General features: G+C 28.9%; 19 protein-coding genes. 3 read left to right on the top strand and 16 right to left on the bottom strand.

Annotated elements, in window-relative coordinates:
* Positions 1 to 196 precede the first annotated feature (196 nt).
* The gene (gene glyA, locus ABUA17_RS10035; RefSeq protein WP_195951330.1) at positions 197 to 1,435 is read right to left on the bottom strand and encodes a serine hydroxymethyltransferase; all 1,239 of its coding nucleotides are present in this window, start codon (positions 1,433 to 1,435) and stop codon (positions 197 to 199) included.
* A gap of 140 nt (positions 1,436 to 1,575) precedes the next feature.
* Between glyA and ABUA17_RS10040 the strand changes: the two genes are divergently transcribed.
* Positions 1,576 to 2,334, top strand: a complete 759-nt coding sequence (locus ABUA17_RS10040; protein WP_042394051.1) for a threonine/serine exporter family protein — start codon at positions 1,576 to 1,578, stop codon at positions 2,332 to 2,334.
* Positions 2,335 to 2,338: 4 nt separating this feature from the next.
* Positions 2,339 to 2,794 (top strand): threonine/serine exporter family protein, encoded by a 456-nt coding sequence (locus ABUA17_RS10045; RefSeq protein WP_042394159.1) that lies wholly within the window; start codon positions 2,339 to 2,341, stop codon positions 2,792 to 2,794.
* A 42-nt stretch (positions 2,795 to 2,836) separates the two neighbouring features.
* Here ABUA17_RS10045 and ABUA17_RS10050 read toward each other — a convergent pair whose 3' ends face one another.
* From ABUA17_RS10050 to ABUA17_RS10120, 15 genes are all read right to left on the bottom strand, one after another.
* Positions 2,837 to 2,980: a hypothetical protein gene (locus tag ABUA17_RS10050; RefSeq protein ID WP_156327466.1), complete on the bottom strand. Its 144-nt coding sequence runs from the start codon at positions 2,978 to 2,980 to the stop codon at positions 2,837 to 2,839.
* 169 nt (positions 2,981 to 3,149) lie between these two features.
* The gene (gene aspS / locus ABUA17_RS10055) at positions 3,150 to 4,937 is read right to left on the bottom strand and encodes an aspartate--tRNA ligase (RefSeq protein WP_195951329.1); all 1,788 of its coding nucleotides are present in this window, start codon (positions 4,935 to 4,937) and stop codon (positions 3,150 to 3,152) included.
* 18 nt (positions 4,938 to 4,955) lie between these two features.
* The gene (hisS, locus tag ABUA17_RS10060) at positions 4,956 to 6,203 is read right to left on the bottom strand and encodes a histidine--tRNA ligase (RefSeq protein ID WP_055277176.1); all 1,248 of its coding nucleotides are present in this window, start codon (positions 6,201 to 6,203) and stop codon (positions 4,956 to 4,958) included.
* A 4-nt stretch (positions 6,204 to 6,207) separates the two neighbouring features.
* Positions 6,208 to 7,641 carry a coproporphyrinogen III oxidase gene (locus ABUA17_RS10065; protein WP_042394044.1) on the bottom strand — a complete coding sequence of 478 codons (1,434 nt, stop codon included), beginning with the start codon at positions 7,639 to 7,641 and terminating at the stop codon, positions 6,208 to 6,210.
* A gap of 15 nt (positions 7,642 to 7,656) precedes the next feature.
* Positions 7,657 to 8,274, bottom strand: coding sequence for an MBL fold metallo-hydrolase (locus ABUA17_RS10070; protein WP_042394041.1), 618 nt, complete (start codon positions 8,272 to 8,274; stop codon positions 7,657 to 7,659).
* A gap of 31 nt (positions 8,275 to 8,305) precedes the next feature.
* Positions 8,306 to 8,755 carry a D-aminoacyl-tRNA deacylase gene (gene dtd, locus ABUA17_RS10075; protein ID WP_042394038.1) on the bottom strand — a complete coding sequence of 150 codons (450 nt, stop codon included), beginning with the start codon at positions 8,753 to 8,755 and terminating at the stop codon, positions 8,306 to 8,308.
* A 13-nt stretch (positions 8,756 to 8,768) separates the two neighbouring features.
* Complete coding sequence (locus ABUA17_RS10080) at positions 8,769 to 10,946, bottom strand: RelA/SpoT family protein (protein ID WP_349818015.1); 2,178 nt, start codon at positions 10,944 to 10,946, stop codon at positions 8,769 to 8,771.
* A 194-nt stretch (positions 10,947 to 11,140) separates the two neighbouring features.
* Positions 11,141 to 11,659, bottom strand: coding sequence for an adenine phosphoribosyltransferase (locus tag ABUA17_RS10085; RefSeq protein ID WP_042394031.1), 519 nt, complete (start codon positions 11,657 to 11,659; stop codon positions 11,141 to 11,143).
* A 62-nt stretch (positions 11,660 to 11,721) separates the two neighbouring features.
* The gene (locus tag ABUA17_RS10090) at positions 11,722 to 12,576 is read right to left on the bottom strand and encodes a DHH family phosphoesterase (RefSeq protein WP_042394028.1); all 855 of its coding nucleotides are present in this window, start codon (positions 12,574 to 12,576) and stop codon (positions 11,722 to 11,724) included.
* A gap of 352 nt (positions 12,577 to 12,928) precedes the next feature.
* Positions 12,929 to 13,801, bottom strand: coding sequence for a protein translocase subunit SecF (gene secF, locus ABUA17_RS10095; RefSeq protein WP_042394025.1), 873 nt, complete (start codon positions 13,799 to 13,801; stop codon positions 12,929 to 12,931).
* A gap of 6 nt (positions 13,802 to 13,807) precedes the next feature.
* The gene (secD, locus tag ABUA17_RS10100; RefSeq protein ID WP_042394022.1) at positions 13,808 to 15,061 is read right to left on the bottom strand and encodes a protein translocase subunit SecD; all 1,254 of its coding nucleotides are present in this window, start codon (positions 15,059 to 15,061) and stop codon (positions 13,808 to 13,810) included.
* A 209-nt stretch (positions 15,062 to 15,270) separates the two neighbouring features.
* Positions 15,271 to 17,469 (bottom strand): DNA topoisomerase III, encoded by a 2,199-nt coding sequence (locus ABUA17_RS10105; RefSeq protein ID WP_195951868.1) that lies wholly within the window; start codon positions 17,467 to 17,469, stop codon positions 15,271 to 15,273.
* Positions 17,470 to 17,534: 65 nt separating this feature from the next.
* A complete protein-coding gene (locus tag ABUA17_RS10110; protein ID WP_042394017.1) occupies positions 17,535 to 18,845 on the bottom strand; it encodes an MATE family efflux transporter in 1,311 nt (436 codons plus the stop codon).
* A 72-nt stretch (positions 18,846 to 18,917) separates the two neighbouring features.
* Positions 18,918 to 19,322: an arsenate reductase/protein-tyrosine-phosphatase family protein gene (locus tag ABUA17_RS10115; RefSeq protein ID WP_195951869.1), complete on the bottom strand. Its 405-nt coding sequence runs from the start codon at positions 19,320 to 19,322 to the stop codon at positions 18,918 to 18,920.
* Between the two features lie 52 nt (positions 19,323 to 19,374).
* Positions 19,375 to 19,692: an ArsR/SmtB family transcription factor gene (locus ABUA17_RS10120; protein WP_055277166.1), complete on the bottom strand. Its 318-nt coding sequence runs from the start codon at positions 19,690 to 19,692 to the stop codon at positions 19,375 to 19,377.
* Positions 19,693 to 19,881: 189 nt separating this feature from the next.
* Between ABUA17_RS10120 and ABUA17_RS10125 the strand changes: the two genes are divergently transcribed.
* Complete coding sequence (locus tag ABUA17_RS10125; RefSeq protein ID WP_042394012.1) at positions 19,882 to 21,894, top strand: penicillin-binding transpeptidase domain-containing protein; 2,013 nt, start codon at positions 19,882 to 19,884, stop codon at positions 21,892 to 21,894.
* The last annotated feature ends 85 nt before the right edge of the window (positions 21,895 to 21,979 follow it).

Consider the following 21,979-nt stretch of genomic DNA (forward strand, 5'->3'; position numbering starts at 1 on the left):
TACTATTTAACAATTATATATAATCTACTTCAAATAACAAGTGACAAGTGAAAAGTTAAGAAGTTAATAAATTTTCCAAATTCAACTTAATATAAATTTATACCTCAACTTGAAACTTGTCACTTTAAACTTGTAACTAACTAAACCATTATATAGTTATATATTCATAAAGTATTTCAATACAACTTTTTATTTACTATTTAGTATATAAAGGGTATTTAGCACAAAGTGTTTTTACCCTTATTTTTAATTCTGATAAATCAGAATCTTTATTTTCAATTGCTTCGTTTATAATACTTGCAATTTCTTTCATTGCTTCTACATCAAATCCTCTAGTTGTAACAGCAGCTGTACCAATTCTTATACCTGATGTTACAAATGGGCTTCTTGTTTCATTTGGAACAGTATTTTTATTAACTGTTATTCCTATATTATCTAAAAGTATTTCCGCATCTTTACCAGTTATATTTTTATTAGTTAAATCTACTAGAATTAAATGATTATCTGTGCCATTAGATACTAATTTAAATCCATACTTAACTAGCTCTTCACCTAATACTTTGCAATTTAACACTACATTTTTCATATATGTTTTAAAACTTGGATCTAATGCTTCCTTAAAACAAACTGCTTTTGCAGCTATAACATGCATTAATGGACCACCTTGCATACCTGGGAATATATTTTTATCTAAATCCTTAGCATATTTTTCTTTACAAAGAATTAATCCTCCTCTAGGTCCTCTTAAAGTTTTATGAGTAGTAGAAGTAACAAAGTCAGCATATGGCACTGGTGAAGGATGTTCTCCAGCTGCAACTAATCCAGCAATATGAGCCATGTCAACCATAAAATATGCATTAACTTCATCACATATTTCTCTTAATTTTTTAAAATCAATAACTCTTGAATAAGCACTAGCCCCTGCAACAATCAGCTTTGGTTTATGCTTTAATGCTAAGTCTCTAACATTTTTATAATCAATTCTTTCAGTTTCACTATCCACTCCATAAGATACAAAGTTAAATAATTTTCCTGAGAAGTTTACTGGTGAACCATGAGTTAAATGCCCACCATGGCTTAAATCCATTCCAAGAACAGTATCCCCCGGCTTTAAAATTGTAAAATATACAGCCATATTTGCTTGTGAACCTGAATGTGGCTGAACATTTACATGTTCTGCTCCAAATAGTTCTTTAGCCCTATTTCTTGCAATTTCTTCAACCTGATCAACTACTCCACAGCCCCCATAGTAACGTTTTCCAGGATATCCTTCAGCATACTTATTAGTTAAATGAGATCCCATTGCCTCCATAACTGCTTTTGATGCAAAGTTTTCTGAAGCAATAAGCTCTATCCCTTCTTCTTGTCTCTTTAATTCTTTTTCCATTAACTCACAAATTTCTTTGTCTTCATTCTTTAAATTTACAAAATTCATTTAATCACCCCAATTATCTTTTTATAAAATTATAAATATAAATGATAAATTATTCAACTACTTTTTCATATTATTATACATTTATAATTTTTATTGTGGTATAATACATAAAAAATTATTAAAAATTGAGGTTTTGTATTATGAATGAAATACTTCAAGTAGCAATGCTTGCTGGACAAATGATATTAGAAAATGGTGGTGAAACCTATAGAGTTGAAGAAACCATTTGGAGAATTTGTAAAATTTACGGTGCAGAACAAGCCGAAAGTTTTGCAACTCCAACTGGAATTATGGCATCTATTTGTCATGGTGGCAAAATTTATTCATTAACTAGGAGGGTTTCCAAAAGAACTGTAGACTTAAACAAAATTGATAAAGTAAATGATTTATCTAGAAGCATAGCATCTAAAAATTTATCTGTTGACGATTTTAAAAATGAATTAAACAAAATTAATAAGGTTGAAGCTTATCCTCAAATGCTGATTATTATTTTTTCAGCATTTGGAGCTGGCTCATTTTCAGTATTATTTGGAGGTACTTTTAAAGATGTTTTTGCCGCCTTTTTAATTGGATTAGTAATAAAAACATTAACAATTAAATGGTCTGAAATAGGAATTAATGCTTTTTTCATTAATAGTATCTGTAGCGGAATAACTGCACTTCTTGCAATAATACTCTTTAAACTAGGAATAGCAAGTCAATTGAATCAAACTATAATTGGTGCTATAATGCTTCTAGTTCCAGGTTTAGCCATAACTAATGCTATTAGAGATACTATGTCAGGAGATTTACTATCTGGTGTTATAAGAGCTTCTGAAGCCTTTTTAGTTGCAATTGCTATTGCAGTTGGTACTGGTGCTGTTTTAAGTTTCTGGATGACTAATATTGGAGGTCTTTAATATGATTATTATAGCTACACTTGTTTCTTTCTTTGCAACATTTGGTTTTTGCATTGCTTTTAATATTAGAGGTAAAAAGATATTCTTTGCTGCACTTGGAGGTGCAATTAGTTGGTTTTTTTATTCATTACCTCTTCAACTTGGTGCTACAGAAATTACTTCACTTTTTATTTCTTCCGTAATTTTTAGTACATATAGTGAAGTACTTGCTAGAATTTTTAAAACACCTGTTACAACTTTCGTTGTATGTGCTTTAATTCCACTAGTTCCTGGTAGTGGTATGTATTATACCATGCGTGAAGCAATATCAGGTAATATTACTAAGTCATTAGAATTAGGTTTAAATACTTTTGCAAGTGCTGGAACATTAGCATTAGGAGTTTTATTTGTTTCTACATTAACACGATTAATATTTAGCGCTAAAAGAAAAAAGGAAAGAAAAAAATTTGCTCAAAAATAAAAATAATCTCAACAGATACTTGTTGAGATTATTTTTATTATATTATTTTTTTCCCTTTAATTTTTTATATACTTTAGCATTTGCAACTAAGTCCTTGAAATCTTCGGCCATTTCCATAAGAAGATTGCCTTTCATTTTAGCTTTACGAAGTTTTCTATTTGCTTTTTTCATCATCTTGCTTTTCATTAATGATTCCTCCTTAGTAACTATAAGTATATGTACTTACATATATTATTTTATTCAAAAAACTTTTTTTTATCCTTTGTTGAATTTTTCCTATATTAAAATAATTTATATACGTTTCTTTTATTTATATAAAACAAAGCTCCAACATATGTTGGAGCTTTGCTTTATATTATTCTTTATCTTCTGTTTTAATAATTAATCCTAATTCGTCAATTTGCTTTTGATCTACAACATTTGGTGCTTCACTTAAGTAGCAATATGCATTTTGATTTTTAGGGAATGCAATAACATCCTTAATGTTTTCAGTTCCAGCTAAGAACATTACCATTCTATCAAGACCAAATGCTAAACCTCCATGTGGTGGTGGTCCAAACTTAAATGCATCTATTAAGAATCCAAATCTTTCATATGCAGATTCTTCAGTAAATCCTAATGCTTTAAACATTCTTGTTTGAAGAGCAGAATCATGTATTCTTATTGATCCTCCACCTAATTCCTCACCATTTAATACTAAGTCATATGCCTTAGATCTTACAGCTCCAGGATTAGTTTCAAGCATATCTAAATCTTCATCCATTGGTGATGTAAATGGATGGTGAGCAGCATGATATCTATCTTCTTCTTCATTATATTCAAATAATGGGAATTCTGTAATCCATGTAAAATTAAACTCATTTTTATCTTTAATTAAATCAAATTGCTTAGCAAGTTCTAATCTTAATGCCCCTAAACTTTGGAATACTACAGAGTTTTTATCTGCAACTATAAGTATTGCATCTCCAGTTTCCGCTCCCATAGTATTGATTATCTTTTCAGTAACATCATCAGTTAAGAATTTAGCTATTGAAGATTTAACTCCATCTTCTTTGAGCTGAATCCATGCAAGACCTTTTGCTTTATATCCCTTAACAAAGTCTACTAACTTATCAAGAGGCTTTCTTCCAAGATCTGCACCACCCTTTAAGCATAAAGCTCTAACACTTCCTCCAACTTCTAAAGCAGATTTAAATACTACGAAGTCCATGTCCTTAACACAGTCAGTAATATCAGTAATTTCCATTCCAAATCTTAAATCTGGTTTATCTGAACCATATTTTTCCATAGCTTCTTTAAATGGCATTCTCTTAATTGGAAGCTTTACTTCATGACCTAAAACTTCTTTAAATACATGAGCTATTAAACCTTCATTTAATGCCATAATATCATCTTGCTCAACAAAGCTCATTTCTAAATCGATTTGAGTAAATTCTGGCTGTCTATTTGCTCTTAAATCTTCATCTCTAAAACATTTAGCAACTTGATAGTATTTATCAAATCCAGATACCATTAATAATTGCTTAAATATTTGTGGAGATTGTGGAAGTGCATAAAACATTCCTGGATAATTTCTAGATGGAACTAAGTAATCTCTAGCACCTTCTGGTGTACTCTTATTTAATATTGGAGTTTCTATTTCTAAGAAACCATTATTATCAAGATAATCTCTTACAGCTTTTGTAGTTCTGTTTCTTATCATAAAGATTTTTTGCATATCTGGTCTTCTAAGATCTAAATATCTATATTTTAATCTTATATTTTCAGCTGCATCTAATCCTTCTTTAATGTATATTGGTGGAGTTTCTGATTCTGATAAAACTTTAATACTTTCGCATTTTAATTCTACCATTCCAGTTTCCATAGAAGCATTTGGAGCTTCTCTTAAAACAACTTCCCCAGTTACAGCTACACAATATTCTGGTCTTACAGCTTTAGCTTTTTCAAAGCTTTCTGCATTAATTTCTTCACCAAAAACTATTTGCATAATTCCTGTTCTATCTCTAAGGTCTATAAATTGAAGACCTCCAAGTTTTCTATTTCTTTGAACCCATCCCATAAGAGTTATTTTTTCTCCTACGTTTACTTCTCTAGGTTCACCACACATCATGGTTCTTTTTAATCCATTTAAAGACTCACCCATTGGTAAACTTCCTCCTAACTATTTGATAGCATTAGCTATCTCTTGTATATTATCTAAACTTACTTCAAACTGTTCTCCATCGCTCATTCTCTTAAGCTTTATTGATTTATTTTGAAGTTCGTCATCACCTAAAATTGTAGTAAATGCAGCACCAATTTTATTGGCATATTTCATTTCTGCTTTTACACTTCTTCCCATATGATTTACTTCTGTCTTTATACCAGCTTCTCTTAACTTATTAGCTAAAGTAAAGGCTTCAAATTTAGCATCATCACCCCTAGCACCTATGTATAAATCAAAAAGAGTTTCATTTGGAATTTCTATTCCTTCTTTTTCTAAAATCATGATAAGTCTTTCTACCCCCATTCCAAAACCAACTGCTGGCATTTCTGGACCACCTAATTGTTCTATAAGCTTATCATATCTTCCACCACCACAAACAGTAAATTCATCATTTAAAATTTCAAATATTGTTTTAGTGTAATAATCTAATCCTCTTACTATTCCTGGATCAACTGTAAATGGAATATTTAATGCTGTTAAATACTTTTTAACTGAATCAAAGTGAGTATCACATTCTTCACACATATAATCAAGTATTATTGGAGCATTTTTAGTTATTTCATTACATTTTCTTTCTTTACAGTCTAATATTCTCATTGGATTCTTCTCGAATCTTGATTGACATAACGGACATAAATTATCGTAATTTTCTTTTAAATAATTCTTTAATGCTTCATTATAATTTGGTCTGCACTTTGGACATCCTAAATTGTTTATATTTAAGCTTAAGCTTTGAAGTCCTAAAGTTTTTAAAACTTGCATAGCTAAAGCAATTACTTCTGCATCCATAGATGGCTCTTTTGAACCATATACTTCTGTACCAAATTGATGGAATTGTCTAAATCTACCTTTTTGAACATTTTCATATCTAAAACATGGAGTTATATAATAAAGTTTTGTTGGTTGTGCTTCATTAAATAATCTACTTTCTATAAAAGCTCTTCCTGCTCCTGCTGTTCCTTCTGGCTTTAATGTAATACTTCTATTACCTTTGTCATTAAAAGTATACATTTCCTTTTGAACTATATCAGTAGTATCTCCAACACCTCTTGCAAACAATTCAGTGTGTTCAAACATAGGAGTTCTAATTTCTCTCATCCCATAATATTTTGCTACATCTCTAAATGTTTTCTCAACAAAATGCCATTTATACGCATCTTGTGGCAGCATATCCTTCGTTCCTTTTGGAGCTTGCATTTCCATTTAATTATTCCTCCTCTTTTAGGTAAAGGCTATCTAATAGCTTTATCTTACCTTCTATCATTTCTTCTATTCTACTTACGTATTCTCTAACATCTTTGATATTTGCAAATCTTTCTATTCTATTTTCATCTAAGAAAACAACCTTTGAAACTGCATCTGCACCTAAAGCAATAATAGTTTGCTTATCTTCTATCATTTCAATATTATAAATACATTCTGCACCTTTTCTAGAATAACCTAAGTTCTCCATATTTCCAACCATATTTTTTTGTCTGTACATATAATAAGGTTTTAATCCTAATTCATTAGCTAATTTTCTACTTTCTTCATACATTAAAGCTAATTCATTTTGCTTCTTAACTTGGATTCCTTTTTTAAGAACAAAGTTTTCATAAAGAATTGATGCTCTCTTTAAAGAAAGCCCATGAACAGTTAAACTATCAGGTTTAAGCTTTAATATTTCTTCTTTAGTATGAAGGACTTCCTTTATCCCTTCACCTGGAAGACCTATTATCATATCCATATTTATATCATTAAACCCCATACTTCTAGCTAAATTAAACTTTTCTATAACTTCATTTGAATTATGTCCTCTTCCTATCATTTTTAAAGTATCATCATTCATAGTTTGAGGATTAATACTAATTCTTGTAACATCATAATTTAACATAGTTTGTAGTTTTTCTCTTGTAATACTATCAGGTCTTCCACATTCAACAGTAAATTCTTTAACATTTTTATCTTTAACAAAAGCTTCGTAAGCTTCTTTCATAACAATTTCAAACTCTTCATTGTTTACTGCTGTCGGAGTACCACCTCCAAAGTATACAGATTCTATATTAAGCTTTCTATCATTAACATACTTTTTCATTGCTTTAATTTCTCTAATTAATGCTTCTAAGTATGGACTCACTAGCTTTTTATTCCCTATTATAGGATTTGCTGCAAAAGAACAATAAAAACATCTTGTAGGACAAAATGCCATACCAATATAAATTGCAATACTATTACTGTTTTTATTTACAAACTTCTCTTCCGCTTTAGCTATTTCTATGCATAACTTTGCCTTTTCTTCATTTGCTAAATGCTTAGTTTTAAAAATTTCAATAATTTCTTCTTCTGTTTTTCCTTCTTCTAAATATTTAAGAGCTATTTTAGAAGGTCTTATCCCAACTAAAATCCCCCAAGGATATTCTTCTTTTGTAATGTCTTTTAATGAAGAAAATACCAGTCTTTTAATGTCTTCTTTAATATTTTCAAATATTTTAGTTTCATTATAGTACTCGTTGCACTTAAACTCTACCTTATCTTCTAAAATATTAACAATATAATCTCCATCATCTAAAAATTTAATTTCATCTAATGGAAAATAAATATTAAACATCTGATATACATCATATCTGTATTTCATGTCATTTAATTTAATTTTTACTTCCATAATATCTCCTTTTGTTTAGAAAATCTCAAATTCATCTTGTAGGAATGGATTTCTTAATCTTTCATACCCTATATTGGAAGAGTCCATATGCCCTGGATAAACCTTTATATCATTATCTAAAACCATTAATTTTGTTTTAATTGATGTAATAAGCTCATTAAAATCTCCACCTATAAAATCACTTCTCCCTACTGACCCTTTAAATAAAGTATCACCTGTAAATAAAGCATCTTTATAAAGATAGCACATTCCACCCTTAGTATGCCCTGGTGTATGAATACATTTTATTACATCATCGCCAAATGGTAAAGTATCTCCATCTTTAACAATGTTATATTCCTTTGGAAGTTCACCAAAAACTGTTTTATCAGTTTCCATAAAATGAACTTCATTTTCATTCATATATATAGGAGCTTTAAACTTTTCAGCAACTTCATTTAAGGCTTCTACATGATCAAAATGCCCATGAGTTAAAAGAATATATTTTACATTACAATTTAACTCTTCAATATTTTTAATTAATATATTTCCGTGACCTCCTGGATCAACTATGCAAGCATCTTTACTCTTTTCATCTACTAAAACATAAATATTTTCTTCATATACTCCTAAAGGGTAAGTTTTTATTATCATAAATTCACCTCACAAATTATATTAACTTTACTTAAAAAGCTTTGCTACTATCAAGTAATATAGTCACTGGACCATCATTTTTAATATCAACTTGCATGTGTGCACCAAAAATTCCAGTTTCTATTTTTAATCCCGTTTCCTTCATCATTTCTATAAACTTATCATAAAAAATCTTAGCATCATCCCCGCCTAAAGCATTCATAAAATTTGGCCTTCTTCCTTTTCTTGCATCACCATATAACGTGAATTGAGATATTATAAGAAGTTCACCTTTTACATCCAACAAAGATAAATTCATTTTATCATTTTCATCTTCAAAAACTCTAAGATTTATTAGTTTATCTTTAATATATTTCATATCTTCTTCAGTATCTTCTTTTGAAATACCTATAAGTACATTAAAACCTTTGTTTATTTCACCTACAATAGATCCATCAACTTTTACATTAGAATATGTTACTCTTTGTACAACTGCTCTCATTATATATCAACCTCTAATTATTCATTCTATATACATCCATTACTCCAGGTAATTTTCTTATTTTTCTCATTAATTCTTTTAATTGATCTACAGTATCAATTTTAACTTTAATATTAATATAAGCTAAATTGCCCTTTGCACTTTTTGCATTTAAAGCATTAAGTGGTAATTTTGTATCCATAATAATATTCATAACATCAGAAAGTATACCTGATTTATCTTCAGTTTTAACTTGAATTTCTGCCATATAGGCAACACCTTTAGATATACCCCATGATACATCTACAACTTTTTGTGGATCCTCATTGATAAGAGTCTTAAGATTGCTACAGTCCTTTCTATGAATTGAAACCCCACGACCTTTAGTTATATACCCTAAAATATCATCACCAGGAACGGGATTACAACACTTTGCAAATCTAACCATTAAGTTATCTACACCTTTAACTGTAACACCATAATTATTTTCTTTTTTCTTTTTCCCATTTTTTTGAATATTTTCTTCAATAGCCTTATTTAATATTTCTTCCTTTTCATCTTTTGCTAAATTTTCTTCCTTAAGTTTAGCTATGAATGCTGAAGCTACTACTGCTCCAAGTCCAACTAAAGCATATAAATCATCCATACAATTAATATTATATCTCTTTATAAACTTATCGTAAGATTCACCTTTAGCAATATCAGCGTAATGAACTCCTTGCTTTTTAAGCTCTTTTTCAAATACTTCCTTACCTTTTGTGATATTTTCTTCCTTCTTAGCCTTTTTAAACCAAGCTCTAATTTTACTCTTAGCTTGATTACTCTTGGCAATATTAAGCCAATCCATGTTAGGACCTTTAGAACTATTTGATGTCAATATTTCAACTATTTGACCAGTTTTTAACTTATAATCAAGTGGAACTATTTTACCATTTACCTTTGCACCAACACATTTATTCCCTATATCAGTATGTATTCTGTAAGCAAAATCTATAGGTGTAGCTCCATTTGGTAAATCTATTACTACTCCCTTAGGTGTAAATAAGAAAATTTCATCTGTAAAAAGATTAATTTTAAATCCTTCCATAAACTCTTCCGCATCTGAAGTTTCTTTTTGCCATTCAAGCATATCTCTTAGCCATACTAACTTATTTTCAAATGATTTTTCTTTAGTATCAGAAGTATCACCTTCTTTATACTTCCAGTGAGCTGCTATACCATATTCAGCTGTTTTGTGCATTTCAAAAGTTCTAATTTGAATTTCAAATGTTTTACCTTGTGGTCCTATTACAGTAGTATGTAATGATTGATACATATTTGGCTTAGGCATTGCAATATAATCTTTAAATCTACCTGGAATAGGTTTATATATTGTATGAACTATCCCTAGTACTTCATAACAATCCTTTACTGAATTAACAAGTATTCTTATAGCAGTTAAGTCAAATATCTGTTCTATACTCTTATTTTTTGTAACCATTTTTCTATAAATGCTATAAAAATGCTTTGGACGCCCATCAATATCTGAATCAATTCCAGCTTCTTCAAGCTTATTATATAAATCATCAATAATTTGAGATATATATGTTTCTCTTTCTACTCTTTTTTCAGAAATTTGATGTACTAAATCATAATATTCTTCTTCATGTAGATATCTAAAACATAAATCCTCTAGTTCCCATTTAACCTTAGAAATACCTAATCTATGTGCAAGTGGAGCATATATATCTAACGTTTCCTTAGATATTCTTTTTTGTTTCTCCTTTGGCATATATTTTAATGTTCTCATATTATGTAATCTATCTGCTAATTTTATAATAATTACTCTAATATCATTAGCCATTGCCAAAAGCATTTTTCTAAAATTATCTGCTTGCTGTTCTTCCTTAGACTTATATTCCATTTTAGTTATTTTAGTTACACCACTAACTAAATTTGCCACTTCTTCACTAAATATTGTTTTGATATCATCATATGTATAATCAGTATCTTCTATAATATCATGGAGCAATCCTGCAACTATGGTACTAGTATCCATACCTAATTCTGCTAAGATGATAGCAACATCTACTGGATGAATTATGTATGGTTCTCCCGATTCTCTCTTTTGCTCCTTATGTGCTTCAAAAGCAAAGTTAAATGCCTTATTGACAACATTTAAATCTACATTAGTACAATTTTCTTTTATTTTTTGTATCAATACCTCAACCATTAGGATCCTCCCTTTATATATTCTAAAATAAAACATTTTATTATTTAATTCTAAAAAGAATTTAATAATAATCTACTATATTGAAATTAATTATATCCATTATTTATAAAATTTTATTTAAAATTTATGGCTGGTTAAATAAACCAGCCACCTTTACAGTAATTATATATTAAAATTTAAGGTATTTCAATAAGTTATATATCATATTGAACTAATGACATTACTTCATAACCCTTTAATTTTTCTCTTCCTTTTAAATCTGTAAGTTCAATAGCAAAATCTAAAGCTACAACTTCTCCACCAGCTTCTTCTACTAATCTTGTTACAGCTTCAATAGTTCCGCCAGTAGCAAGTAAATCATCAACTATAGCAACTCTTTGCCCTTTTTTAATTGCATCTTTATGAATTTCTAACACGTCAGTTCCGTACTCTAAATCATAGTTAACAGAAATTGTTTCAAAAGGCAATTTACCTTTCTTTCTAACTGGAATAAAACCTACCCCTAATGCATATGCAACTGGTACTCCAAATATAAATCCTCTTGCTTCAGGTCCTAATATAATATCAACATTTTTATCTTTTAAATGTTCAGCAATAGCATCTATTGAATACTTAAATGCTTCTCCATCTGATATTAAAGTTGTAATATCCTTAAAGCTGATACCTGGCTTTGGAAAGTTTTCCACTATTCTAATGCTTTTTTTTAGATCCATTACAAATCCTCCATATTCACTTATTCTTGTATTTATTATAGTCAAAAATTATTATATTTATATTATACATTTTCCTTAGACTTATTTAAATACTTAGTTATTTGTTCTGCTCTTTCTTTTCTATTTGTAATTAATAACTCTATAATAATTCTAGCATTATCCATCATAGTAACAACATTAATAGTTGGTGTTATAACATCTATAATTTTATCTATACTTTCTTCATTTATGCTTATCATATTATAGGCTTCCATTATGGACCTTAAACCATAATTATTTGTATTAATTAAAAACTTCATTCCTTCTTTTATAATAACGAAGTTCTCACCCTTTTTAGGAGTCTTCGCCGACTTTTCACCTATTAAAATTAAATCCAAATACTTATTAATACTTTTAATATTATAATAAATTGCAATTGCTTGCATCAATTTAAAAGTTAATCCACTTATTGATAAATTTTTATATCTATATTGACATCCTTTTTGATTAGGATTTAAGTATATGTGATCATACTCATAATTTATGTCTCTATTTTCTATAACTATCAAATCTATACCAAGATTTTTACAAAGCTCTTCTTCTTCACTTGATTTTAAATCTATTCCTAAGGCTATAAGTAATTCTCCACCTAAAAAATGCACGTTATTAATTATATCCTTTGTAGTAATCTTCGATTTTACTGAAGAATCATCATGGACTACGTATTCAATATCTGCATTTAAATATTTCAAAACCAGTATAAGGGATGAAATAGCACATAATCCATCTACATTAGGTATCCCATAAACAACAATTTTTTTTCTATTATTAATTGCTGATACCATACGTTCTATTGCTTTATTCATATCTTTAAGTATAAAGGGATTATATCCACTTATGTAATTTGGACTATATATACTTTCCCAAAACTTACGCATGACAAACTCCTCCACATTAATAAGAAAACATTTATATTATAATGTAATTTTATCTATATTACAAATGTTTTCTTAAAAAGAATGGCATTTTATAAGATTTTTCTGATTTTTTTTAATTCTACCTAATTATTTGTTATATAAAAGCTTTTCATTCCTACATCTTGCTACTATTTTATGTCATTATATCATATATTTTGCATGTCCAAATTAATATTACTCTTCAAATTTTAATTTCTTTATAATTTAATTATATATTTAAATCTCATTATATATATTTATAAATTAATATTAATACTTTTAAAAATTATTTATCTCAAAAAAATAACTACTCAAATGAGCAGTTATTTTTGTATTATGCAGTCTTTACTGACTTTTTCTTATTCATTTTATTCTTTAATATTACCCAAATAGGTGAAGCAATAAATATTGATGAATAAGCTCCTGCTGCTATACCTATTAATAATGGGAATGAAAACTCTCTAACTGTAGGGACAAATACATTTACTGCACCAATAATAATTAATGTAGTTAATGATGTATTAATAGATCTAGCTAAAGTTTTATTAATACTTTTATTAGCGATTTCTGCTGGATTACTTCTTCTCATACTATGATTATTTTCTCTTATTCTATCGAATACAACTATAGTATCATTTATAGAATACCCTACAATAGTTAACATAGCTGCTATAAATGAGCTATTAACTGGAATATCAAATATTGCATACACAGATAAAGTTATTAATACATCATGTATTAAAGCTCCAATTGCAGCAACACCAAATGTAAATTCAAATCTAATTGCTATATAAACTAACATAGCTACGCATGCTACTAATACTGCAATTATCGCATTTCTACTAAGTTCTTTACCAACTGATGGCCCAATTTGAGTTTCAGAAACTAATGCTGAATCATCTAAAGTATACTTTTCTTTAAGAGCATCAAATAATTCTGCAGTTTTTGTTTCATCTAATTCAGTTGATTTAATTTCATATTGAGTACCTTCAACAGTTTTTGTTACTGCATCAGAAGCATACTCTTTTACTATATTATCAACTTCTACCTTATCAAAATTATCACCAAGCTCAACTACTAACTTAGTACCACCTTTAAAATCTATACCAAAGTTTAATCCTCTAGTACACATTAAAACTACACCAATTAATATAATTGCAAGGGATATTGAAAACCAAATTTTTGACTTTTCTACTATCTTAAACATATCTCATTACCCCCTCTTTACTCTAAACTGCCAATTAGACTTTAACATTCCCATGTTAACAGCCCATTTCATTAATGTCTTTGTTACAACTATAGCTGTAAACATACTTACTGCTATACCTATCATTAATGTAACAGCAAATCCTTTTACACTACCTGTACCCATAAAATAAAGTACTAATGCTGCAATAATAGTTGTTATATTAGAGTCAACGATCGATGACAATGCATTACTAAATCCTTTTTCAACCGCAGATTTAACAGACATACCATTTTTTAACTCTTCTCTAACTCTTTCAAATATAAGTACATTTGCATCAACTGCCATACCAACTGTTAACAAGAAGGCTGCAATTCCTGGAAGTGTTAATGCAACATCAGCTTCAACAAATACTAATAATGTTAAGCATACATATAACGTTAATGCAATACATGCAATAACTCCTGGAATCCTATAATAAAGAATCATAAATAAAAATATAATTGCTATTCCTATAAGTCCAGCCTTAACTGCATTTGGAAGTGCTTCCGCACCTAATTGTGCTCCTACATTTTCAATTTGTATAGCTTTTACTGTTACTGGAAGAGCTCCTGCATTAATTAATCCTGCCAAATTCTTAGCTTCATCTATAGAACTACTTCCCTTGATAATAGCATTTCCACCAGTAATTACACTATCAACTGTTGGAGCAGAAATTTCTTCATCATCCATGTAAATATAAATCTTCTTATTAAGGTTGTTTTCAGTTGCTTCAGCAAACTTTTTTGTTCCTTCATCAGTTAACTTTAAAGTTACAACTGGAGCATTACTTGTAGAATCAAGCATAGTTCCTGCCTCTTCTACATCTGAACCACTTAACACTTCGTTTCCATCTTCATCTTTAAAAGTCAAATTACCAGTCTTAGATAAACTATCAACTAAATCTTTTGAATCGTATTCACCTGGAATTTCAACTCTTACCCTTCTGTCACCTTCCACTGTCACTGAAGTTTCAGCAACACCAAGCTTATTAACTCTTAAATCGATAAGTTGTCTTGTCTTTTCTAAGTCCTCTTTTGTTACATCTTCATCCTGTATCTCCATTAACACAGAAACTCCACCTTGTAGATCAAGCCCCTTAGTAATAGCTTTATTGAATGACTTAAATTCCCATCCTGCTATTTCAACGCCTCTAGCACCTGCAAAGGCAAATACAACTATAACAATTAAGGTAAGAATAAATAATATAGTACTTCTACCTTTTGTATGTCCTTTTTTCATGGTTTTCCCCCTTCTATTCTTTTTGTTTCAACATTAATTATATTATGTCTACTTTCCAATAGCAAGTAAGATTAGGATTTTCTCCATTTTTTACATATATTTTTTACGCTTCTTTCAGAAAAACTTCATTTACTATTTATATTATAGCATTAAAAAGCAAAATTATTCCTAATCTTGCTTTTCAATACACTTCAATATACTATTTTATACTATTTTTCATCAAACTTCATATTTCCTAATAAAGCTGCAAATGGATTATCCTCTATAGCTTCTTTTTCTGCTTCTTTCTTCATTTTAGCCATAATTCTTTGAGTTTCTCTCTTATCCACTTTTCCCTTTTTATCAAATCTCTTTTCAAAAGAAGATGCTTTTTCTCTAAAATTACAATTTGCCCCTGTGCAAACGTAAATTTTACCTTCTCCTTGCCCTCTAATTTCTAATTTTTTCTTACACTCAGGACATCTAGCATTTGTTAGCCTAGCAACATTTTCTCTATATCCACACTCTCTATCTTGACAAACATTCATTGTTCCATTTTTACCTTTAACTTCTAAAAGATATTTGCCACAATTAGGACATTTTTTTCCTGTTTTATTATCATGTACGAATTTACTATTTCCGCCCTTAACATCTTCTACTAAAGCAATAGAATAATTTTTCATTTCCCTAATAAATCCATTCCAATCTCTTTTACCTTTTGCAATTTCATCTAATTGACTTTCCCACTTTGCAGTAAGTAAAGGTGTTTTTAATTCAGTTGGTACTAATTCAATAAGTTGCTTTCCTTTAGATGTAGGTACGATTTCTTTACCTTTCTTTTCAATAACAAATGAATTAAATAATTTTTCAATAATATCAGCTCTAGTTGCAACTGTTCCTAAGCCTCCAGTTTCCCCTAAAGTCTTAGCTGCTTCTTTTCCTACATTTATATACTTATGAGGATTTTCCATTGCAGATAAAAGTGTACCTTCATTAAATCTTGCTGGAGGTTTAGTTTCTCCTTTATTTAAAGAAACATTTTCTACAACAAATTTATTCCCTTTACTTAATTTAGGCAATACTTGTTCTTTAATATCCTCTTCACTTGAGTCATCTTCCAATTTATCATAAAGCTTTTTCCAGCCTTTTGATAATATTACCTTTCCCTTAGCTATAAATTTTTCATTTTCAATTTTTCCTTCAATTGTAGTTTGTATATATTCAAAAGGTGGTAATAGTACACTTAAAAACCTTTTAACAACTAAATCATATATTTTTCTTTCTTCCGAACTTAAGTTAGAAAGATTAGGCTTTTCTTCAGTTGGAATAATTGCATGGTGATCACTAACCTTAGAATTATCTACAAAACCTTTATGAGCATTTATCTTTGTTTTTAATAAATCATCAGCAATACTTCTGTATTCACCAATTGCAACAGCTTTAAGTCTATCAGGAATAGTCGCTACTATGTCTGTAGTAACATATCTTGAATCTGTTCTTGGATAAGTCAATATTTTATGATTTTCATATAATCTTTGCATTATATTTAATGTTTGCTTTGCTGAATATCCAAAAATCTTATTAGCATCCCTTTGCAATTCGGTTAAATCATATAAAGCAGGTGCAAACTTCTTTTTATTTGTTGAAATAATATTTGCTATTTCACCTTCTGCTCCTTTTATTTTAGAAACAATTTTATTTGCAAAATCTTCATCAAATATTCTACCATTATTATCTTTATTTACCCACGCTAAACTATAACCTTTAGTTTTTGCATTTATCGTATAATATGGCTTAGGCTTAAAGTTTCTTATTTCCTCTTCTCTTTGAACTATCATTGCAAGTGTTGGAGATTGAACTCTCCCAGCAGATAATTGTGCATTATACTTACAAGTTAAAGCTCTTGTTACATTAAGTCCAACTAGCCAATCAGCTTCAGCTCTACAAACGGCTGCTCTATATAGATTTTCATATTCTTTACCATCTTTTAAATTTCTAAATCCATCTAAAATAGCTTTATCAGTTTGAGATGAAATCCATAATCTTTTAAGTGGCTTCTTAACCCCTGCTTTTTCAATAGTCCATCTAGCAACAAGTTCCCCTTCTCTTCCAGCATCTGTAGCAATTACTATTTCGCTAACATCATTTCTATTCATAAGTTTCTTAACTTCGTTGAATTGCTTTCCAGTTTTCTTTAATACTACTAACTTCATGTATTTTGGTAACATAGGAAGAGTTTCCATCTTCCATTCTTTATATTTATTATCATAACCTTCTGGATCCATAAGTCCAACTAAATGACCCATAGCCCAAGTTACAATATATTTACTTCCTTCTATATATGAACCCTTATTATTATTACATTTTAAAACCTTTGCTAAGTCTCTTCCTACTGATGGCTTTTCTGCCAATACTAACACTTTACTCATATTTGCTCCTTTTTCATTTGGAATTTTAACTAATTATATCATACTTTCCTAAAAACATATATTCTCTATAAAATCTTTCTAATCTTAGTTTCATAAATAAAGTAAGAACATATTCCTTTTAAAATACTAGATATACAAATACTAATCCAAATTCCACTTATCCCAAAAGGTTTAATTAATACTAGAGCAAGAGGAATTCTAAGACTTGTAAACACAATACTAATAGTTGCAGGAATATTAGGTTTTCCTATACCTGTAAACATTCCATTTGATATCATTTCAATAGCACTAAAAACTTGTGAAAAAGCTACTGCTTTTAAATAAGCTGATGCAATTAAAATTGTTGATTCATCACTTATAAATAACCTAATTAATGGCCTATTAAGCAATAAAAATACTCCTGCCATAACTATTGCATAACTTATTCCCACTACTAATGCACTTCTATATCCTTCCTTTATTCTGTTTGATTTTCCTGCTCCAAAATTTTGACCAGTAAAACTTGCAACAGCACCATTTAATCCTCCAATTATCATATAAGCGATAGACTCTATTTGAACTCCAATTTTTTGTGCAGCAATCGCTTCTGATCCAAACATCGCTATAATCTTAGCTAAGATAATATTTATAATTGTAAATAAAATTCTTTGAAATGCCATTGGAAAACCAAGCCTTATTATTTCTTTTATCTTTTCAAAATCAACCTTTAAATCATACCTATAATTAAGTATCCCATTTGTATTTATTCTAAATAAAATAAACATTATAACATTAGCTATTAAAGTACTAACCCCTGCACCAATGACACCAAAATTTAAAACATAGATACATACAGGATCAAGAATTATATTTAAAATAACTCCAACTCCATTTATCTTCAGAGCTAACTTATTATTACCAAAACTCCCCAATATTCTTGTATACATCATATTAAAAAAAGCAAAAAATAAAATAGGAGCATTTAAAGCTAAATAATAATAAGCATTACTTTCTACTTCACTATTATTCAAATTTAAAAATTCTATAAATCCTTTTCCTAAAAAGATTAGAATTAACCCAAAAACAGTACCAATAATTATATTTATTACTATTCCTGAATTTATATATTCCTTTATTTCATTCTCATTTTTTCTACCAATTGCATGTGCAACTTTAATTCCTGTTCCAATAACAACTAAAGAATTTAAAGCATTACCAATATTAATATACAAACTTGAAGAACCAATACTTGCTACAGCATTACTTCCAAGCCTTCCTACCCATATCATATCAATTAAATTATATGTAAATTGTAATAATGAACTACCCATTATAGGTAATGCTAGTGCAGCTATAACTGATATGACTTTTCCCCTAGTTAAGTCTATTTTTTTCATATTATCTCCATCCGCAAATCTTTCTCAAAATTTACTACTTTATAATAATCTCGTATTATAAAATTTTTCTTTTTAAATTTCGTTATTCTTAATCTTTTTTGCTAATTCTTTTACCTTTTCTTCTATTGCTTTAGCTACCTTTATGAACTCTTCATCACTTTTTCCCGTAGGATCTTCTAAGCCCCAATCTTCAATATGTTCTGCATATAGATGTGGACATATAACATTACATCCCATTTTTATCACTATATCTACTTTAGGGATATCACTTAACAATTTAGACTTTTGTGTTTTATTCATGTCAACTTTATATAAATCTTTTATTATCTTAACTGCTTGCTGATTAATCATTGGTTTTGTTTCAGTTCCTGCTGAATAACATTCAAACTCTTCATTACCATAAATTTTTCCTAATGCTTCTGCCATTTGTGATCTACAAGAATTGTGAACACAAATAAAAGCTACTTTTTTCTTCATTCCAATCATCCTTTACTAATTTAATCTTATTTATTTTTAATATATTTTTTATTTAATTTTTACATTTTGAATTATCCACATTTTCATTACTATGTACCTTCGTTAATATCTTCAATAAGCTAAATGCATATTCACAGCCCTCATTACTTATTGAATAATAAGTCCATTTACCTTCTTTTCTATTTTTAACTACTCCAGATTCACATAATATTTTCATATGATGTGATAAAGTGGATTGACTGATATTTATTTTTTTCAATAAATGACATGCGCATTTTTCTCCACTTTGAAGAATCTCAAGAATCATCAATCTATTTTCATCACAAAAAGCTTTAAATACCTTAGAATTGGCTTCATATTTATTCTCCATTACAACACCTCATATCTATTTTTTTCGATATGATGATTATATATATATACTAAAAATTTATCAATACATTTTATATTTAAATTCTATTATTCATAAATAATTATAAAATTGCTAACTTATTATTTTATTTGGAATGTTTTCCTTAAAATAGTATAATAAAGTATATTAAACAATCAAAGGAGGATGATTATGAAAAACCTAAATAAGTTGCTTTTACTTTTATCATTAATTATAGTAATAATATTTTCATTAGGTTGCTCAAAAACAAGTAAATATAATGAAGCTTTTAATTCCTATGTTGAAAAATGGCTTAAAAGTGATTTTTCTGGAATGTATTCCATGTTAACAAAAGAATCTAAGGAATCAATTAATGAGGAAACCTTTGTTAATAGATATAAAACTATCTACTCGGCAATTAACTTAGACAATTTAGATATTTCCTTAAATAAGGATCTTGAAAAAAAAGATAATTACTATACTGCCTCATTTACTTTAAAAGCAACAACTATCGCTGGTGAGTTAAATTTAACAAATTTTGACGTAGATATTTATAAAGAAGAGGACAACTATCTAATTAATTGGGATGAGAGTTTGATTTTCCCTAATATGATAAAGGATGATAAAGTTTATGTTAGAACCACAAATCATTCTAGAGGTAAGATATTAGATAGAGATGGTAATATTTTAGCTGAAGATGGTACAATTTCAGTAGTTGGAATTCATCCATCTAAATTTAATAATGAAAATCGTAATTCTAAAATTACAGAACTAGCAAATACATTAGATATTAGTGAAGATACTATTATAAGCAAGTTAGATGCAAATACCGATCCTGAGCTTTTTGTTCCAATAGTTAGTATAACTACTACCGATGAAAAACTCCAAACTCTTACTAATAGAAATGAAGAAGGAATTCTTATTAATACTAAAACTTCAAGAGTTTACTATGGTGGAGAAGCATTCGGAAGATTAATTGGTTACGTTGGAGCAATTACTGCTGAAGAATTGGAAAATAAAAATGACTATAGTTATACTTCAACAAGTTTAATTGGTAAGGCTGGAATCGAATCTGTTTATGAAGATACTTTACGCGGTGAAGATGGAGCTGAAATTTACATTAAAAGAGGCTCTGATGAAATAAGTATATTAAAAAAAGAAGTTATTAATGGCGAAGATATTAAACTTACAATAGATTCAACTTTACAAAATAATTCCTATACACAGTTAAATGGAGAAAAAGGAGCTGTAACAGCTGTTGATCCTATTTCTGGTGAAGTTTTAGCTTTAGTAAGCTCTCCATCATATGATTCTAATATGTTTACAACTTATGTCACTAAAACTAAAGCTGCAGAAAGAGAAGCAAATAATTACACTGATACTGTAAATAGATTCAGTAAAACATATGCCCCTGGCTCTACTATGAAACTAATAACAGCTGCAATTGGCTTAAATACTGGAAAAATTAACCCTGATGAATCTATAGAAATTAATGGATTAACATGGCAAAAAGATTCAAGTTGGGGTAATTATAAAATAACTAGGGTAGAAAATGTTAGTCCAGTTTCATTAAGAGAAGCCGCTAAACACTCTGATAATATTTACTTTGCCCAAGCTGCATTAAAGATCGGTAGCGATGATTTAATTAGTGGTATAAAAGGATTTGGTATAGGTGAAGAAATGACTTTCGAATATCCAATGACTGATTCTAGTATTTCTAACGATGGAAGTTTAAATTCTGAAATTTTACTTGCTGATACAGGTTATGGTCAAGGTGAATTAATGGTTACTCCTTTAAATATGGCCTTAGCATATAGCGCTTTAGCTAACAATGGTAATATTATGACTCCTAGATTAGTTTTATCTGATAATAGTACTGCTTCTATTTGGAAAGAATCTGCTATTAAGCCTGAAAACCTTCAAACTTTAATTGAAGATTTTTCTGCTATGGTAAATGATGAAGATGGTCATGCATATGAAATGAAAATTGACGGATATAATATAGCTGCTAAAACTGGAACTGCTGAAATTAAATCATCTCAAGATGATACTAACGGAACTGAAAATGGATGGTTTGTTGCAGTAGATACTACTAGTTCAAAATTAGCTATTGCAACAATTATAGAAGATGTTAAAGATAGAGGTGGAAGTAGCATTCCAATTCCTATGGTTAAAAATATTATGGAAGAATATCTAAATAGATAGTAAAAAGGAGCTGTATCAGATTGAATTAATAAATTCAGTCTGAATACAACTCCTTTTTAATTGTTCAAAATTTTATACACTAATT

This window comes from Clostridium sp. RTP31139st1_H3_RTP31139_211217 (assembly GCF_040227035.1).
In the GTDB taxonomy this organism is placed as follows: Bacteria; Bacillota; Clostridia; order Clostridiales; family Clostridiaceae; genus Clostridium; species Clostridium saudiense.

Excerpts from the sequence above, each read along its gene's own strand:
- ABUA17_RS10090 (WP_042394028.1), bottom strand. The coding sequence starts at position 12,576 with ATGCGTAAGTTTTGGGAAAGTATATATAGTCCAAATTACATAAGTGGA.
- secD (WP_042394022.1), bottom strand. The coding sequence starts at position 15,061 with ATGAAAAAAGGACATACAAAAGGTAGAAGTACTATATTATTTATTCTT.
- ABUA17_RS10080 (WP_349818015.1), bottom strand. The coding sequence starts at position 10,946 with ATGGTTGAGGTATTGATACAAAAAATAAAAGAAAATTGTACTAATGTA.
- ABUA17_RS10120 (WP_055277166.1), bottom strand. The coding sequence starts at position 19,692 with ATGGAGAATAAATATGAAGCCAATTCTAAGGTATTTAAAGCTTTTTGT.
- ABUA17_RS10085 (WP_042394031.1), bottom strand. The coding sequence starts at position 11,659 with ATGGATCTAAAAAAAAGCATTAGAATAGTGGAAAACTTTCCAAAGCCA.
- ABUA17_RS10110 (WP_042394017.1), bottom strand. The coding sequence starts at position 18,845 with ATGAAAAAAATAGACTTAACTAGGGGAAAAGTCATATCAGTTATAGCT.
- dtd (WP_042394038.1), bottom strand. The coding sequence starts at position 8,755 with ATGAGAGCAGTTGTACAAAGAGTAACATATTCTAATGTAAAAGTTGAT.
- ABUA17_RS10065 (WP_042394044.1), bottom strand. The coding sequence starts at position 7,641 with ATGGAAGTAAAAATTAAATTAAATGACATGAAATACAGATATGATGTA.
- hisS (WP_055277176.1), bottom strand. The coding sequence starts at position 6,203 with ATGGAAATGCAAGCTCCAAAAGGAACGAAGGATATGCTGCCACAAGAT.
- ABUA17_RS10050 (WP_156327466.1), bottom strand. The coding sequence starts at position 2,980 with ATGAAAAGCAAGATGATGAAAAAAGCAAATAGAAAACTTCGTAAAGCT.
- ABUA17_RS10105 (WP_195951868.1), bottom strand. The coding sequence starts at position 17,469 with ATGAGTAAAGTGTTAGTATTGGCAGAAAAGCCATCAGTAGGAAGAGAC.
- glyA (WP_195951330.1), bottom strand. The coding sequence starts at position 1,435 with ATGAATTTTGTAAATTTAAAGAATGAAGACAAAGAAATTTGTGAGTTA.
- ABUA17_RS10040 (WP_042394051.1), top strand. The coding sequence starts at position 1,576 with ATGAATGAAATACTTCAAGTAGCAATGCTTGCTGGACAAATGATATTA.
- secF (WP_042394025.1), bottom strand. The coding sequence starts at position 13,801 with ATGTTTAAGATAGTAGAAAAGTCAAAAATTTGGTTTTCAATATCCCTT.
- ABUA17_RS10125 (WP_042394012.1), top strand. The coding sequence starts at position 19,882 with ATGAAAAACCTAAATAAGTTGCTTTTACTTTTATCATTAATTATAGTA.
- ABUA17_RS10070 (WP_042394041.1), bottom strand. The coding sequence starts at position 8,274 with ATGATAATAAAAACTTACCCTTTAGGAGTATATGAAGAAAATATTTAT.
- aspS (WP_195951329.1), bottom strand. The coding sequence starts at position 4,937 with ATGGGTGAGTCTTTAAATGGATTAAAAAGAACCATGATGTGTGGTGAA.
- ABUA17_RS10115 (WP_195951869.1), bottom strand. The coding sequence starts at position 19,322 with ATGAAGAAAAAAGTAGCTTTTATTTGTGTTCACAATTCTTGTAGATCA.